General features: G+C 64.7%; 13 protein-coding genes. 7 read left to right on the forward strand and 6 right to left on the reverse strand.

Annotation, left to right across the window (positions count from 1 at the left end; all coding sequences use genetic code 11):
* The first annotated feature begins 39 nt into the window (after window positions 1-39).
* The 7 genes from DX923_RS03485 to DX923_RS03515 all read left to right on the forward strand — a co-directional run bounded on the left by DX923_RS03485 (window position 40) and on the right by DX923_RS03515 (window position 8,092).
* The gene (locus DX923_RS03485; protein ID WP_116112722.1) at window positions 40-1,296 is read left to right on the forward strand and encodes a 5-(carboxyamino)imidazole ribonucleotide synthase; all 1,257 of its coding nucleotides are present in this window, start codon (window positions 40-42) and stop codon (window positions 1,294-1,296) included.
* Window positions 1,297-1,342: 46 nt separating this feature from the next.
* Window positions 1,343-1,855 (forward strand): 5-(carboxyamino)imidazole ribonucleotide mutase, encoded by a 513-nt coding sequence (purE, locus tag DX923_RS03490; protein WP_116112724.1) that lies wholly within the window; start codon window positions 1,343-1,345, stop codon window positions 1,853-1,855.
* Window positions 1,856-2,006: 151 nt separating this feature from the next.
* Complete coding sequence (locus DX923_RS03495) at window positions 2,007-3,059, forward strand: LLM class flavin-dependent oxidoreductase (RefSeq protein WP_240322723.1); 1,053 nt, start codon at window positions 2,007-2,009, stop codon at window positions 3,057-3,059.
* Between the two features lie 444 nt (window positions 3,060-3,503).
* Window positions 3,504-5,240: an LCP family protein gene (locus DX923_RS03500; RefSeq protein WP_240322724.1), complete on the forward strand. Its 1,737-nt coding sequence runs from the start codon at window positions 3,504-3,506 to the stop codon at window positions 5,238-5,240.
* Between the two features lie 18 nt (window positions 5,241-5,258).
* Window positions 5,259-6,338, forward strand: a complete 1,080-nt coding sequence (locus tag DX923_RS03505; protein WP_240322725.1) for a glycosyltransferase family 2 protein — start codon at window positions 5,259-5,261, stop codon at window positions 6,336-6,338.
* Complete coding sequence (locus tag DX923_RS03510) at window positions 6,335-7,465, forward strand: glycosyltransferase (protein WP_240322726.1); 1,131 nt, start codon at window positions 6,335-6,337, stop codon at window positions 7,463-7,465. The genes DX923_RS03505 and DX923_RS03510 overlap by 4 nt, the downstream gene beginning before the upstream one ends.
* A gap of 33 nt (window positions 7,466-7,498) precedes the next feature.
* On the forward strand, window positions 7,499-8,092 hold the full coding sequence (locus tag DX923_RS03515) for an acyltransferase (RefSeq protein ID WP_116112729.1): 594 nt from the start codon (window positions 7,499-7,501) through the stop codon (window positions 8,090-8,092).
* Between the two features lie 66 nt (window positions 8,093-8,158).
* Here the strand turns inward: DX923_RS03515 and DX923_RS03520 are convergent, their stop codons facing one another.
* The 6 genes from DX923_RS03520 to DX923_RS03545 all read right to left on the reverse strand — a co-directional run bounded on the left by DX923_RS03520 (window position 8,159) and on the right by DX923_RS03545 (window position 15,723).
* The gene (locus tag DX923_RS03520; RefSeq protein WP_116112730.1) at window positions 8,159-8,743 is read right to left on the reverse strand and encodes a TMEM165/GDT1 family protein; all 585 of its coding nucleotides are present in this window, start codon (window positions 8,741-8,743) and stop codon (window positions 8,159-8,161) included.
* A gap of 231 nt (window positions 8,744-8,974) precedes the next feature.
* Window positions 8,975-10,417, reverse strand: a complete 1,443-nt coding sequence (locus DX923_RS03525; protein WP_162872755.1) for an O-antigen ligase family protein — start codon at window positions 10,415-10,417, stop codon at window positions 8,975-8,977.
* Window positions 10,414-11,556 (reverse strand): non-hydrolyzing UDP-N-acetylglucosamine 2-epimerase, encoded by a 1,143-nt coding sequence (gene wecB / locus DX923_RS03530; protein ID WP_116112733.1) that lies wholly within the window; start codon window positions 11,554-11,556, stop codon window positions 10,414-10,416. The genes DX923_RS03525 and wecB overlap by 4 nt, the downstream gene beginning before the upstream one ends.
* Complete coding sequence (locus DX923_RS03535) at window positions 11,553-12,722, reverse strand: NAD-dependent epimerase/dehydratase family protein (RefSeq protein ID WP_116112735.1); 1,170 nt, start codon at window positions 12,720-12,722, stop codon at window positions 11,553-11,555. Before DX923_RS03535 ends, wecB begins: the two co-directional genes overlap by 4 nt.
* Window positions 12,719-13,744: a polysaccharide biosynthesis protein gene (locus DX923_RS03540; RefSeq protein ID WP_116112737.1), complete on the reverse strand. Its 1,026-nt coding sequence runs from the start codon at window positions 13,742-13,744 to the stop codon at window positions 12,719-12,721. Before DX923_RS03540 ends, DX923_RS03535 begins: the two co-directional genes overlap by 4 nt.
* A 29-nt stretch (window positions 13,745-13,773) precedes the next feature.
* Window positions 13,774-15,723, reverse strand: coding sequence for a polysaccharide biosynthesis protein (locus DX923_RS03545; RefSeq protein WP_116112739.1), 1,950 nt, complete (start codon window positions 15,721-15,723; stop codon window positions 13,774-13,776).
* Between the last annotated feature and the right edge of the window lie 98 nt (window positions 15,724-15,821).

A 15,821-nucleotide genomic window follows, 5' to 3' on the forward strand; every position in this document is an offset into this window, starting at 1 on the left:
GCAGGGTGATTCAGCTGGTGAACGACTAGCCTGGCCTGCGTGACTGATGTGGTGCGTGCTCCTGGTGGTTTTCCCGTCGTGGGTGTGATCGGCGGCGGTCAGCTTGCTCGGATGTGTCAACCGCCGGCGGTGGCCTTGGGGGTGCAGCTGTCGATTCTGGCGGAGAACGACAAGGCGTCGGCAGCCTTGGTGGTCCCTTCGTCGCCGGTGGGTGATCATGGCGACCTGGCGGCGGTGCGTGAATTCGCCAGGCATTGTGACGTGGTCACTTTCGATCACGAGCAGGTGCCGACTGAGGTCTTGGCTGCTCTGGAAGCTGACGGGGTGGTTCTGCAGCCCTCGCCGCAGGCGTTGGTCTTCGCTCAGGACAAGCTGCGGATGCGTCGCCGGTTGAGCGAGTTGGGGGTGCCTTGTCCGCGTTGGGCGCAGGTCACGACCCGGGAAGAAGTGCTCGCTTTCGGAGAAGAAGTGGGCTGGCCGTTGATCGTGAAGGCTCCTCGTGGCGGATATGACGGCAAAGGGGTCCTGGTCGCCGGCGGCATCGAGGAGGTCGACCCCTGGCTGTCTGAGGTGGCCCGGGACCGCGCGACAGTCGCGGAACAGGCTGGAGGAGTGGGCGCGAGCGGATCGCCGTCCGTTCCGGCGTTCGCCGATGGGCTTCTCGTGGAAGAGAAGGTCGACTTCGTGCGAGAGCTGGCGGTATTGGTGGCGCGGAGCCCGTCCGGTCAGGCGACGGCTTGGCCGGTGGTGGAGACGGTCCAGGTGGGCGGGGTGTGTGCGGAGGTCCTGGCTCCTGCCCCGGATCTGACGGAGGAGGTCGCTCTCGCGGCGACGCGCGACGCTTTACGGATCGCCGGTGAACTGGGCGTGACCGGGGTGCTGGCGGTGGAGATGTTCGAAGTACCCGCGACATCGGGGCGGGGGGGTTCTCGTTGTGTGGTGAACGAGCTGGCGATGCGTCCGCACAACAGCGGCCATTGGACGATCGAGGGGTCGGTGACGAGCCAGTTCGAGCAGCATCTGCGAGCTGTTCTGGACCTGCCTCTGGGCGATCCACGGCCCCGCTCCCGGTGGACGGTGATGGGCAATGTTCTCGGTGGCGACTATTCGGAGTTGTACTCGACCTATCGGCATCTCCTGGCGCGGGACCCGGGGCTACGGGTGCATTTCTACGGTAAAGAGGTGCGTCCGGGGCGCAAGGTCGGTCATGTGACCGTGTGCGGTGAAGATCTGGCAGATCTGCGCGAGCGGGCCCGTCACGCGACCGAGTTCGTGACTGGTGTGATCACCGGGTGAGTTGTGCAGGACATCGATCGAGGAAGAACACGTGGAAAGGCGTCTGATGAGTGATGGCCCCGTCGTAGGGATCGTGATGGGCAGCGACAGCGACTGGCCGGTCATGGAGGAGGCGGCTCAGGCCTTGACCGAGTTCGGGATTCCATATGAGGCCGATGTGGTCTCTGCGCATCGGATGCCGACGGCGATGATCGCCTATGGGCAGGAGGCGGCAGGACGAGGCCTGCGGGTGATCATCGCCGGCGCAGGTGGCGCGGCACATCTGCCTGGGATGTTGGCGGCGGTGACTCCGCTGCCGGTGATCGGGGTGCCGGTTCCTTTGGCTCGTTTGGACGGCATGGATTCTTTGTTGTCGATCGTGCAGATGCCGGCAGGGGTTCCCGTGGCGACGGTGTCGATCGGCGGTGCTCGTAACGCCGGTCTGCTGGCGGCCCGGATCGTGGGTTCGGGGACCAGTGAACAGGACGCGGGCGTTCGGGAACGCATGGTGGATTTCCAGGGCGACCTGGAGCGGGTGGCCCGGGAGAAGGGGCGCCGTCTGCGCGAAAGTTGCCGGTGAGACGGTCTTCGATCGGTGGATGAGCGTACTGCCGCCGGGAGCACAGGGTGTGCTTCGCAGAGGGACGGAGCCGTTCGCGTAGCGTGTGCCGTGGCGGGAGAACCTCGGAAACACTTCCGATAGTGTTGTGAGGCAGCGGATCTCAGGAGGCATGATGCGTTTCGGAATGGTGATTCCGCAGGGATGTCGGCTGGATCTGGCCGGTATCGATCCGCTGCAACACTGGGGCGTCATGGCGGGCCTGGCTCGCCGCGCCGACGCGGGCGACTCCTGGTCCGGCATCTGGCTTCACGACCACCTGCACACCTTTCCCACGGCCACCGACGAGGCCACCCACGAGCTCTGGGCGGTGACGGCCGCGCTCGCCGCAGTCACTGTGCGAGTCCGTTTGGGGCAGGTGGGCACCTGCCTGGCCGGCCGGCCCCCGGCCATCCTGGCCAAGACGGCCGCCACTGTCGACGTGATCGCCGAGGGCCGACTGGACGTGGGACTCGGTGCGATCCACGACCCCGAGGAGTGGCGGGCCTATGGGCTGGTCGTCCCCGAGTTCGCTGATCAGGTGGCAGATCTACGGGAAGCCTCGCGGATCATGCGCCGCGCCTGGACCACGGGCCACCTGGATTTCGTGGGCGAACGCTATCTCGTCGACGGCGGGATCTGCAGGCCGCTCCCGGTGCAGACGACCGGTACCGGGAGAAGTCTGCCGTTGTGGTTGGCCTGCGACGGGGAGCCGGCGCTCCTCCGGGTGGCCGCCGAAGAGGCCGACGGTGTGCATCTGTCCGGGGACCCGGATGAATTCGCTGCGCAAAGCGAGCTCCTGGCCCAGCGCTGTCATGAGGTGGGTCGGGATACGGCCGAGATTCTGCGCGCAGGGATCTTCGACGTGGTGATCGGGGTCGACGAGGGCAATGTGCAGCGTCGTCTCGACTGGTATCGCGGGCATCTGTCCGCTGCCGGTGTCGGGGACGAAGTGGGCTTGCGCACGGTCGAGGAGCTGATCCGACAGCCACTCGTGGGCACACCGGAGACGATCGTGCAGACCTTACAAGGCCTGCACGCCCAGGGGATGGGATATGCGATCTGCTATTTCCCTGAATCTGCCTATGACGTGAGCGGATTGGACCTGTTTGAACGTGCAGTGATCCCTCAATTACGGCAGAAGGAGAACTCCCACCACCGCCATTGGCCTTTCCATCTTCCCTGATCGGAAGGGGGACCGGTCGCTGACCTGTGAGGCTACCCATGACAGCGATACGAGCCTCCGAGAGGAGAGAGAAATATCACGTCTTCGCGCACCGGGCTCTTCTCCTCCGTTGTCGATGCCCGTTGCCGGCAACGGAGTCACCTGCTGACCATGTCGGCGCCGGAGCACTGCCGGGGCACAAGAAGATCGGAATGCCTAGTCGAAAGACTTCGTCAAGGTTCTGACCTGCTCATGTTCACTTGTCATGGCTTTTCTCTCCTCCCTCGAACGGGCCGAAGAAGGCGTTCGACGGCTGCTCGAAGAGGGCAGACCCGACCCATATGTCATGAAGAACGTTCGAAGTTCCCTGGAGTTCTCCTGACCGGGAGTCGACTTGGACGTCGACGCTGATTAAGGGGGGGTGTGGATAAAATCCACAGACCTTCCCCCGATACTGGGATGATCATGAGTCGGCACAACTCCCGCGATCCCTACCGCGACCGCCAGGACGACGATGCCTCGATGGGTTCCCGTCGAGGCATCCGCGAAGTCCGCGGCGGCGGTGGCGCGCGCGCGAACGCTTATCGATCCAGGCGTCCAACGGAGCCACCGTCGGATTACGCCGATGACTACGACGACAGACCGCGCGCCCGCCCGGTCCCGCCTCGGCGTGCATCTGCCTCCGGACGTCCGCGTCCGCAAGGGGGCGCACCCGCTCGGCAGACGTTGTCCGACCCGGACCGGCTTCCGCCGCGATTACGCCGGCGGCGCGCGTACGCGCTGGTCGGGATGACCTTCGTCGCTCCCGGGTCGGCCCAGCTGGTCGCGGGTAACCGCCGACTGGGTCAGTTCGGGATGCGTTTGTGGTTCACCGTTCTGGCCTTTGCGGTGGGTGTGGCCATCCTGGCGGTGGTCAAGCGCAGCTGGGTGCTCTCCTTCGCCACCAGGTCCTGGGCCTTGATCACCTTGGCCGTGGTCCTGGGTGTCCTGGGTTTCCTGTGGGCGATCACCTTCATCGACGCAGCCCGCTTGGCCAGCACTCGCCGGTTGAAGGCTTCGACACGTCGAGGGGTCGTCTTCCTCGCTGTGATCGGCATGGTGGTCACCGCAGGTCCGCTCGGATGGGCAGCATCCACCTTGTACACCGGCAGTACGTTGCTCGACACGGTGTTCGACGCCGGGCAGAGCAAAGGACGCAGTAAGGGCAGGTACAACATCCTGCTCCTGGGCGGAGACTCCGGGACGGGCCGGATCGGGAACCGACCAGACACCATCATGCTGGCCAGTATCGATGGCAACACAGGTAAGACGGTCACCTTCGGATTCGCCCGTGACACCGAGAACATCAACTTCCGGCCTGGATCGACGATGGCCCGTTTGATGCCCAAGGGCTGGAACTGTGGCGACGAGTGCCTGCTCAACGGCCTGTACATGTGGGCCACGGAGCGGAAGGACCGGTTCCCCAAGGACGTCAAGGACCCAGGCGCCCTGGCCATGAAGGAAGCGGTCGAATCGCTCTCAGGCCTGGACATCCAGTACTACGCCCTCATCGACCTGCAAGGCTTCCAGACGATGGTCGACGCCATCGGCGGGCTCGAAGTCGACGTCAAGAAGCGCACACCGGTCGGTGGCGGCACCTCCAAGATCCACGAGTGGATCGAGCCCGGCCGGCATCATTTCAACGGTTTCTACGCCCTGTGGTACGCGAGATCCCGTGAAGGCGCGACGAACTACGAGCGGATGGCCCGCCAGAAGTGCGTGCTCCAGGCGGCGACCAAGCAGGTCGACCCCCAGAAGGTCCTGATGAAGTTCCGTGAACTGGCCTCAGCGGGTAAGCAGGTACTGAACACGGACATTCCCCAGGCGGAGCTGGGCGAGCTCGCTAACCTGGCGTTGCTCTCCCGATCACACCCGATGAAGAGCATCAACTTCACCCCGCCGTTGATCAAGCCGTGGAGCTACGACCCTCAGGTGATTCGCTCGACCGTTGCCGAGAGTCTGGGCACGGCGACGCCGTCCCCGTCGAGTACCTCCTCGAGTGCGTCCTCGGCACCGACCACCAGTTCGAAGAGCAGCCCGGGGCAGCGTCCTGGCGCCGGTGGCCGGACATCGAGCAGCAGTTCGAAGAGCAGCGCTCCGGCGAAGAGCTCGTCGAGTGCAGCGACACCTACCGATGGCACCGAGATCTGCACGGTGCCCTGACCAGGCGCCCTTCGAGGGATGCCTACCCCTCTCGTGGACGGAGAAGAGATGTCTGTGGACGGTGGTCTGACTCGGGCCGGCACGCCGGGTCAGGATCTGGCAGCCTCGGCCGAGGAGTGGCCGAGTGTCAGCGTGATCATGCCGATCCTCAACGAGGAGAAGTACCTGGCAGATGCGGTGCGTCGGGTCCTGGCACAGCAGTACGAAGGCGCATTGGAAGTGGTGCTGGCGGTGGGGCCCAGCCAGGACGCGACCGCAGCGGTGGCCCAGACGTTGGCCGGAGCCGACGCCCGGGTCCGAGTGGTGGAGAACCCCAGCGGCCGGACCCCGGACGGCTTGAACGCCGCATTGCACGCGGCACAGCACGACGTGATCGTTCGGGTCGACGGGCATGCCGAGCTCTCGGACGGGTACATCCGGACAGCAGTCGCCGAGCTGGAACGTACTGGGGCGGTCAATGTCGGCGGGATCATGGACGCCCAGGGCACTACGTCTTTCGAGCAAGCAGTGGCTTGTGCGATGAAGTCCCCCCTGGGCGTCGGTAACGCTCGCTTCCACTGTGGTGGTGGGGAGGGCGAAGCGGAGACGGTCTACCTGGGTGTCTTCCGTCGTGAAACGCTCTTGCAGATTGGCGGTTACGACAGCCACTTCACTCGGGCCCAGGACTGGGAGCTGAATCATCGGTTGCGGCAGTCCGGCGGGCGGGTCTGGTTCACGCCTGAGTTGAAAGTGACTTATCGCCCTCGGCCCACGGTGAACAAACTGTCCCGGCAGTACTTCGAGTACGGCCGCTGGCGTCGGGTGGTCTCAGCGCATCACGCCACGATCAACCCGCGCTATCTGGCACCTCCGGCAATGGTGCTGGGGACGGCGGCGGCCACGGTCGCTGGGCTGCGTCGGCCTGCTCTCCTCGCTGTTCCTGCGGCCTATCTCGCCGCAGTGGCTGCTGGCGGCCTTGCCATCAGTAAGGGACAGAAGACCAGTACCCGAGCGTTGGTACCGGTGGCTCTGGCAACGATGCACTGGTCGTGGGGGGTTGGCTTCCTGACGAGTCCTCGGCGGCTGCGTCGTCCGGTGCAGGAGAAGACGGAGGCGTGAGCAGCTCCAGCCTGCCGATGGTCGATGTCACCGTCGTCACCAGCGGTCATGATGTCGCCGATGCCCGGCTCCATCGGGAGGTGGCCGCATTACGCGCCCGTGGGCTCACCGTGGAGGTGCTCGGGCTGGGATCCGTGGACAACGGTCCGGCCGGGGCCGAGGTGCGTACCTGGCAGCGTTCAGGGATGGTCTCCCGGGCTTTCTTGGCCCTGCGCCAGCCTTTTCTGGCCAGGGGACGGGTGATCGTGGCACTCGATCCCGACTCCGGTCTCGTGACCTGTCTGGCTGCTCGGGTGCGGGGGCGCAGATCGGTTGCGGATGTCCATGAGGACTATGCGGCGCTGCTGGGCGACCGCGACTGGGCGAAACGGTGGGGCGGAGCTCCTGGCGTGGTCGGTCAGGCCTTGGTCAGGAGCGGGCTGAGGGTCTTCAAACATGCAGACCTGGTGGTGGTCGCCGATGATCACGTGCCGCCGTCGACCGCGCGGCAACGTCTGGTCGTCCGGAACCTGCCGGACACCTCGATGCTGCCCGAGCCCGGCCCGCGTTCGCCGGTTCCCAGAGCCTTCTACATCGGCGATCTGCGACGGAGCCGTGGCCTGTTCGCGATGGTCGAAGCCATCAGACGGTCTCCCGAGTGGCAACTGGACCTGGTCGGTCCGGTGGCTGCTGCCGATGACGAGCCTCTGCGTCAGCTGCTGGCCCAGGATCCGGAGCTGTCCGCGAGAGTACGTCTGCATGGGCGCAGGCCACCGGCAGAGGCGTGGCGTCACGCCGAGGGGGCTTGGGTGGGGCTGATGCTCTTGGAACCGACTCCGGCCTTCAATGACGCCGTGCCGAGCAAACTGTACGAATACTTGGGGTGCGGTGTTCCGGTGATCACCACCGATCTGCCGCGTCCTGCTGATCTGGTGCGTCAGTCCCAGGCCGGGGCAGTGGTGGCCGGGGGGACCGATGTCCACGTCGGGGAACGGGTCGCCGAGGTCCTGCGGGCTTGGTCGGCAGACCCTGAGGAGATGGATCTCCTGCGAGCGAGGCTGGCGCAGGAAGCGCTGAACGCCAGATCGCGTCCCACCCCTTACGAAGAGCTTGCCGATCGGGTCATTGATCTGCTCGGACGCTCCTGATCCCACATCCCTGGCTATCCCCTTGGAGGAGTTATGTCCGTCCGTATCATCGACACTGCAGATGTGTCCGAACAGGCACAGATCGGTGACGGAAGTTCCATCTGGCACCTCGCCCAGGTCCGTGAGGACGCGGTCCTCGGGGAGAACTGCATCGTGGGCCGTGGCGCCTACGTCGGCTCGGGTGTCGTGATGGGCGACAACTGCAAGCTGCAGAATTACGCCCTGGTCTACGAGCCGGCGAAGCTGGGCAATGGCGTCTTCGTCGGCCCGGCCGTGGTCTTCACGAACGATCATTACCCGCGGTCGATCTCGCCGGACGGCAGCTTGAAGCGCGGTGACGACTGGGAGCATGTGGGAGTCACCGTCGAGGACGGCGCGTCGATCGGTGCCCGTTCGGTGTGTGTGGCTCCGGTGACGATCGGGAAGTGGGCCCTGGTGGCCGCGGGGTCGACCGTGGTCAAGGATGTCCCGGCCTACGCTTTGGTGGCGGGGACGCCGGCGCGTCGGATCCGTTGGGTCGGCGAGGCGGGGGTTCCTCTGGAAGAAGCGGGTGACGATCTGTGGCGTTGCCCGCAGACCGGTCGCACTTACCTCCAGGAGGGGGAGAGCCTGCGTCCGCAGGACTGATCGTCAGCGACGTGGACCTTTCGGTGGGGTGCGGTCACTGCCCAGTGACCGCACCCCACCGGCGTCTCAGGCGTGGAAGGCCCCGAACCCTTCGGCGATGAGTAGTAGCCCGAAGATCGCGAAGGCTGCTGCCGCGCCGATCTTGATGACCTTTTCGGGGAGCTTGCGGCCGAGAACGGCCCCTACGACGATGGCCAGGGCATCGGCAGCCACCATCCCCAGAGTGCTACCGATCCATGTGCCGAACCATTCCTCCTTGGTGGCCAGTGCGACGGTGGCCAGCATCGTTTTATCGCCCAGCTCGGCGAGGAAGAAAGCGACACCGACGGCAACGATGGCAGCGCCGGTGCTGTGCTTGGCTTTGTCCGCCTCGGCGTCGGTGAGTTCGTCTCCACGAAGGGTCCAGGCAGCGAAGGCGAGAAAAGAGATCCCTGCCACGATGGAAATGATCCATTGCCGGTCTGCGAAGGCATTGCCGACGACCCGCCCCAGGGCGACGGAGGCCAGATGCACCAGTGCAGTGGCTGTGGTGATCCCGATCAGGACGTCTCGCGGGCGGTAACGAGCGGCGAAGGTCATAGCCATCAACTGGCTCTTATCGCCCAGTTCAGCGGCGAAGATCACCGCAGTGGACAGGAGAAAGGCGTACATGGCGGGGCTCTCGGTCAGGTGCCGACCGGAGAGCCCGCGCTGGGGAGTCTTCGGCCGACGCTAGCGTGTACACGGTTGCGCTTTCGGCCGAAAGTCTCGTCCGCCACCGAGCTGGCCTGAGGCCTGTCTGTCGGTGACCGCCCCCACCGGGTGCTGAGTTCATTCGGCACCAGTATGTCGACGAGGGCGCGGGGGACTACTCCCTTTCGCGTCTTTATCTTAACCGGCTCCTCAGCCGGGGACACCAGTCTGTTCTGTCTGGCGAGATATGTGACTTTCGTCGGTGAGCTGTGACCTTTCCTTGCGGTCTGTTTCAGCACGCCAGCTCAGGGTGACGACATGTGCCAGCATGACGAACCACATCGGTAGCGCCAGCGAGGAGCTGACCACGACCCCGGTCACGGTGAGAGCGATGAGCAGACAACCGATCTCAACTCGACGGGAGACGACCTCGGCGTCAGCCGCTGTGCTGTGGAGTCCCACGGTGTGTCGGCAGCAGTACGCCAGGAGTGCCAGAAAAGGAATGGCTACGAAAAGTCCGTATTGACTGAGGATTTCGATGAAACCGTTGTGGGCGTTGATGGTCAGGTCTTCGATCCCTACGGGTTTTTCCTGCCCCAGGCGATATTCGAAGGTGCCCGGGCCGGTGCCGAACAACGGACTGCTCTCCCAGTAACGCAGCCCAGCGCGGATCAGATTGATCCGCAGCCCGTCGGACTCCTCTTCACCAGCTTTGGGCGTCCGGAGTAAGGGGTTCTTGTCGGCCAGCGCCGGAACGAGGAAAGCTGCCGCGATCAGCAACCCCAGGGCGGACGCCAAGGAGATGGCGACCCACCGGGCCGTACGGGAACGACGGACCGCCGCCCACCACCCTCGACGGGCGGCAATGCCGATCGAGACCACCACCAGCTGCAGGGCCACGGCGCCGACCGCGCCTCGGCTCAGTGTCGTCCAGATCAACCAGGTGGTGGCTCCTGCGGTGGCCAGGAAGACCACACCGACCCATCGGGGAACCCGGTCCAAGGACCAAGCCAGCAAAGTCCCGGTGACAGCGACGAGTACACAGGCGTAGTTGTTCGGGTTGGAGAAGGTTCCGGCTGGAATGTGCGGCTGGAAATACCACTCGACCCAACGGGTGACGACGATGTGCTCGTCGTACAGGATCTCCATGACGGCCACCGGGGCGGTGGTGGCCAGCACCAAGACCCACAAGGTGCGGAATCCGTACTGTCCGGCACGAGTTCCCCGGGAAAGCAGGATCATCGCTCCAGTGATCGCGGCTGATGCGGCCATCAGGGAGAGCTCACTACGAGCGGCTTTCCCGGTTGCTCCGGGCTGGGTGTTCCAGGTGACTGTCGCGCTGACGGCCCATGCCACCCAGAAAGCCACCCACAGGATCACCGAACGTGAACGCCACCAGGTCAGACGCCACAGACAGGCTGCTGTGACGACGAAGACTGCGAGGAGGAGGAGACCGATGGGTGCCAGCCAGAGACCTTTGACCCGCAAGGAGATCTGGCTGATCCATGTCAGCAGAAGCCCGGCGACCACGATCATCGTCGGACCAGCAGCCCACAGCGGAGAAAGAATCCGATGAAGCCGCTCACGCACGCCGATCAGCTCTGTGGAGCGGCGGCCGTCCTCCGCCGACTCCACAGGATTGTTCGTGGTCACGGCGTACGGATTCCCGACCACTGCTCGTGTCGACGGTGCGTCGACAGGATGAAGTTCACCGCTCGCTGTGAGCAGTTGTCGATGGCGTAATCGGCAGGAAGCACCGGGTGGATGTCGCCCTGCTCGTCACAGGAAGCGAGGACGGTCCGGATGCCCTCGACCACATTCTCCGGATCCAGCCCGGTCATCACGATGGCACCGGTGTCCAGGGCCTCGGGACGTTCGATGGCATCGCGCAGAGTCACCGCGGGGAACCCCAGAATGGATGATTCCTCGCTGATGGTCCCGGAGTCGGAAAGGACGCACAGTGCCTCCTGCTGGAGGCGCACGTAGTCGACGAAGCCCAAGGGGGCATGGAAGATGATGTCCTTGGACAGTACACGTCCTGTGCCCTGCACCAAGGCGTCCAGACGTTTACGGGTGCGGGGGTGGGTGGACACCAACATTGGTACGTTGTAGGCCCGTTGCGCTGCTTCGAGGCAGTTCAGAAGGGACTCGAGTCGTGCCGGGGAGTCGACATTCTCTTCCCGGTGAGCGCTGACCAGGAGGAACTTCCTTCGGGTCAGCCCCAGATCGGCCAATACGGTCGAAGCGGCGAACTGCCCTGCGTGGTGGTCAAGTACTTCCTTCATCGGGGAGCCGGTGAGCAGGACCCGACGAGGGTGCATTCCTTCGGCAAGCAGGTTCCGGCGGGCATGCTCGGTGTATACCAGGTTGTAGTCCGAGACATGGTCGACCATGCGCCGATTGGTCTCCTCGGGCACATTCAGGTCGAAGCAGCGGTTGCCGGCTTCCATGTGGTAGACCGGGACGCGCATCCGGCGGGCCATCACGGCGGCGATACAGGAGTTGGTGTCCCCCAGGACCAGCAGCGCGTCCGGTGACTCTTCCTGGATGGCTTGTTCGACCTTCGTCAGTACGCCGCCGAGCACTGCACCCAGAGAACTGGTGTCGACGTCGAGGAAGTGGTCAGGCTTACGGATCCCCATCTCCTCGAAGAAGATCCCGTTCAGTTCGTAGTCATAGTTCTGCCCGGTGTGGACCAGGACGTGATCGACGGTCTCGTCGAGTCGGGACATGACCCGGGACAGACGGATGATCTCCGGGCGGGTGCCCACGACGGTCATCACCTTGGTCATGGCTGCTTTCCTTCTCTCGAGCTCATCTCGGTGGACTGCGGGGGAAGTACTTTTTCCGGGTAGGTATCGGCGTCGGCCGGATCGTACATCTCGTTGATCCAGAAGAGGGTGAGCATCTCCTCATCGCCGGTGTTGGTGATCGAGTGCGTCCACGACGTCGGCATGTCCACGGCGAGAGGTGCTTCTCCGGTGACCTCGATCTCCACGATTTCGTCGGTGAGGACCTTGCGCAGCCGGATCACTCCCCGCCCGCGCACCACCACGAAACGCTCGATCTTGCGGAAATGCAGATGATCCCCTCTGGTCACTCCGGGCACGGTCGTGGAGAAGGAACTCTGCCCGGATCCGCCATGCTGACGCAGTACCTCGACGAACGAGCCGCGGGTATCAGCGTGTGGGGTCAACGGGAAGGACCTGACGCCCTGATCCCACATCGCAGCGCGCAGGACGTTGAACAGGTGGATGTCGACGGCATCGGCCAGGACCGGGATCTGCCCGGTGCGATAACAGTCATGGAAGGAAGCGAGCCGGTCGGCCACCCAGGAGATGCGCAGGGGCACCACCGCAGTCGGGCGGAGCAGCGCCGGTGGGTCCTGCTCGAAAGCAGCAGCGAGTAGATCGGCCACGGCATCCTGCACATGAAGCAGCGGGATCTCACGATCGCCGGTGACCTGAGGAATCTGCCCGGAGGCGATCCGGTGGGCGAAGGTCGCCACGAAGCTGTTGTACTCCGGGCGCCCGTGCTCGCCGTACAGATTCGGCAATCTCACTTCGACGCAGCACAATCCGCGTTCTTCGGCGAAAGCAGTGAGTCGTTCGGCGGCCAAACGTTTGCCAACCCCGTAGGGGGTCTCCTCATCGCCTGTTCCGTCGGCCTGGAGGGAACCGGCCACCACGATGCGGGCTCGGGAGCCGCTGTTGTCCATCGCCTCGGCGAGCCGGTCGGCCAAGGCGACATTGCCGTCTCTGACTTCCTCCTGCGAGGCGCGATTGATTCCGGCGATGTGCAGGACCACATCGGCATCGGCCAGCGCCTCTTCCAAGTCCTGGGTCGCGAAAGCTGCCCGGTCGATGCCCACGACCGTGTCCACCGAGGTCAGGGTCGACAGTCGCGCTCTGGTGTGCCAGCCGAGGAAACCCGCAGAGCCCGTGACGACGACCTTCATCGGGCGCCCTCGACCAGGGCCTGGATCTCCGGGAGCATCATCAACAGGTCCTTGGTCCCGGCCAGGTCGAGACGATCGGTGTTCTCCGAGGTGTAGTCCCCGATCTGGGTGATCTCCTGGGTGCCCTCCTCGAAGTACTGTTCGTACTGCATGGAGCGGGCGTCGACCGGCACGCGGTAGTAGTCGCCGTGGTCCTCGGCCTTGACCATCTCCTCACGGGAGAGCAAGGTCTCGTGCAGCTTCTCCCCGTGCCGCGATCCGATGACCGAGATGGGATGCCCCGGCTTGCCCAACAGGTCGGCAACCGCCCGGGCCAGGACCTCGACAGTGCAGGCCGGTGCTTTACGGACGAAGAGATCGCCCGGTTCGGCGTGCTGGAAGGCGTAGGTGACCAGGTCGACCGATTCCTCCAAGGACATGAGGAAACGGGTCATGCTGGGTTCGGTGATGGTCATGGGGATGCCGGCCATGACCTGCTGGACGAAGAGCGGGATGACGCTTCCTCGGCTGTACATGACATTGCCGTAGCGGGTCACCGAGATGGTGGTGGGGCTGTCGGGCTGCTGTCGGGCGAAGGCCTGAGCGGTCTTCTCCATCAGGGCTTTGGTCATGCCCATCGCATTGACCGGGTAGACCGCTTTGTCGGTCGACAGGCAGACCACGGAACGTACCCCGGAAGCTGCGGCCTGCTCGACGACATTGTGGCTGCCCAGAACGTTCGTCTTCACCGCCTGCTGAGGAAAGAATTCACAGCTGGGTACCTGTTTCAGCGCTGCGGCATGGAAGACGTAGTCGGCGCCGACAAAAGCTTTGCCCACGCTCTCGGCGTCCCGGACGTCGCCCAGGAAGAAGCGGAGACGGGAATCACTGAAGCGCAGCCGCATCTCGTGCTGTTTCGCCTCGTCGCGGCTGAAGATGTGCACCGCAGCGATGTCGTCTTCGAGCAGTCGACGGGCCATCGTGGAACCGAACGAACCGGTTCCACCCGTGATGGCGACAGTAGCGCCAGACAAGCTGGTCATGGGAGCGCTTCTCCTTTAAACAGGGCGGTTCAGGGTGCGGTGGCCTCGACATTGGGCAATGGGCCGTCAACGGCCTTCTGCCCTCCGTCCAGGGGGGTACCGCTGGTGGACACCGGGCGGCACCCTGTCGCGGGAATCACATGATCGGCATCTGAGCCGAGGGCGGCGCCACGCATCCATTCGTAGGCCGAGACCGGGTCGGCCAGAGCCGTTCCCAACACGAGCATGGGGTCCAACGCAGGGACGTCGACGGCATCCACCAGCGGGTGAGCGGTCGCACGACGTCCCTCTTCGTCGGAGAAGAGATCCTCGCCGAGCTTCTCGCCGGGACGGAGCCCGGTGAAGACGATCTCGACGTCCTTCTTGCCGGACATCCGGATGAGGTTGCGGGCCACTTCGACGATCTTGACCTGCTCGCCCATCTCCAGAACCATCACCTCGCCGTCATTGCCGATGGTCCCGGCCTCCAGCACGAGCTGACAGGCCTCGGGGATCAGCATGAAATAGCGGCGCACGTCCGGGTGCGTCACGGTGACCGGCCCGCCGGCTTTGATCTGAGCGGTGAAGGCGTGCAGCATCGATCCCCGTGAGCCGAGGACGTTCCCGAAACGGACCGAGACGAAACGTCCGGGACGATTGCGGGCGAAGTGGGAGGTGAGCCGCTCGGTACAGCGCTTGCTGTAGCCCAGGGTGGAGGTCGGGTCCGCGGCCTTGTCGGTCGACACGTTGACGAAGGTCTCCACCCCGACTCCGGCAGCGGCCTCCAGGACATTCAGCGTGCCACGGACATTCGTCTTCCAGGCCTCCAGCGGAAAGCTCTCCAACAGCGGTAGATGTTTCAGCGCAGCGGCGTGGAAGACCACCTGGGGTCGTGCTTGTTCGAAGACCAGCCGTAGCCCTTCGGGGTCACGGATGTCGGCCAGGAGCAGATCGTCGCTGTCGAGCAGTCCTTGGCCGGTCAAACTCATCTGAGTGGCCTGAAGGCCCGACTCGTCACGGTCCAGGAGGAAAAGACGTTCAGGTGAGAACTTGGCGATCTGTCGGCACAGTTCAGAGCCGATGGACCCGCCTGCCCCGGTGACCAGTACCCGCCGACCCTGGATCTGGGCAGCGATCGCGGTGGTGTCCAGCTGTACCGGAGGACGGCTGAGCAGGTCGGTCAGGTCGAGGTCCCGCAGATCCCGGACCCCGCCCTCGGCGGTGGCACTCGGATCGAGGACGTCGGAGAGCGAGGGCAGGATCTTGACCTTCAACCCGGCCTCGTTGGCACCTTCGGACAGGACCCGGAGATCGGCAGCGGTGGCATGAGGGGCTGCGACGATCAGCATGGTCGCCTTGGCGGACTCGGCGACCTGGACGAGGTCGTTCTTCGTCCCCCGGACGGGGACCCCTTCGATCCGCAGCCGCTGGCGCTCTCGGGTGTCGTCGAGCATGGCCACCGGCAGGATGCGGGCCTCCTGCTCCCGCAATGCACTCTTCACCAGTCGGCGCCCGGTGTCCCCGGCGCCGTAGATGATGGCTCGTTCCTCGGCATCGGCGCGTTCACGCAATTCATGGGTGCGGAAGATCCGGAAGAACAGTCGCATCCCGAAGCCGCCCAGCATGGCGAAGCCACCGCCCTGGGCCGGGGTGGCCCGGGGCAGATAGTCCGGATGCCACAGGAAGAAGACGACGAAACTGGCGATGATGATCGTGATGAACATCGACCGCATCAGGTCGAAGGTCTCCTCGTAGGAGCCGCGGGTGTGGCTGACCCGGTACGGGCCGAGCAGGGTGCCTACGGCGAGCTGGCACAGGGCACATCCCAGGGCCAAGGTCAGGGTGATGCCGAACAGGCTCGCTGGAGCCACCTGCCCATTGAGGACGTCATAGCGAAGATAGGCCGTGGCGAAAACGGCCACGACCCACATCAACATGTCCATCGCGGCCCAGAACCAACGGCGCAGGCGCGCTCGGCTCGTCGGCGACTGCGTCAGCACGAATGCCTCCCTTGCTGCCCTGCGGATTGCCGCTCTAGCCTATCCCCGCCGAAGGCCTTCCAGAACCGCGGTCGAGGACAGGGAGCTTCACCGCCGTC

Origin of the sequence: Austwickia chelonae, assembly GCF_003391095.1 — a bacterium.
GTDB lineage: Bacteria > Actinomycetota > Actinomycetes > Actinomycetales > Dermatophilaceae > Austwickia > Austwickia chelonae_A.

Bases quoted from the DNA above. Each gene is read 5' to 3' on its own strand.
- purE (WP_116112724.1), top strand. From the start codon at position 1,343: ATGAGTGATGGCCCCGTCGTAGGGATCGTGATGGGCAGCGACAGCGAC.
- DX923_RS03495 (WP_240322723.1), top strand. From the start codon at position 2,007: ATGATGCGTTTCGGAATGGTGATTCCGCAGGGATGTCGGCTGGATCTG.
- DX923_RS03500 (WP_240322724.1), top strand. From the start codon at position 3,504: ATGAGTCGGCACAACTCCCGCGATCCCTACCGCGACCGCCAGGACGAC.
- DX923_RS03505 (WP_240322725.1), top strand. From the start codon at position 5,259: ATGCCTACCCCTCTCGTGGACGGAGAAGAGATGTCTGTGGACGGTGGT.
- DX923_RS03515 (WP_116112729.1), top strand. From the start codon at position 7,499: ATGTCCGTCCGTATCATCGACACTGCAGATGTGTCCGAACAGGCACAG.
- DX923_RS03520 (WP_116112730.1), bottom strand. From the start codon at position 8,743: ATGTACGCCTTTCTCCTGTCCACTGCGGTGATCTTCGCCGCTGAACTG.
- wecB (WP_116112733.1), bottom strand. From the start codon at position 11,556: ATGACCAAGGTGATGACCGTCGTGGGCACCCGCCCGGAGATCATCCGT.
- DX923_RS03535 (WP_116112735.1), bottom strand. From the start codon at position 12,722: ATGAAGGTCGTCGTCACGGGCTCTGCGGGTTTCCTCGGCTGGCACACC.
- DX923_RS03540 (WP_116112737.1), bottom strand. From the start codon at position 13,744: ATGACCAGCTTGTCTGGCGCTACTGTCGCCATCACGGGTGGAACCGGT.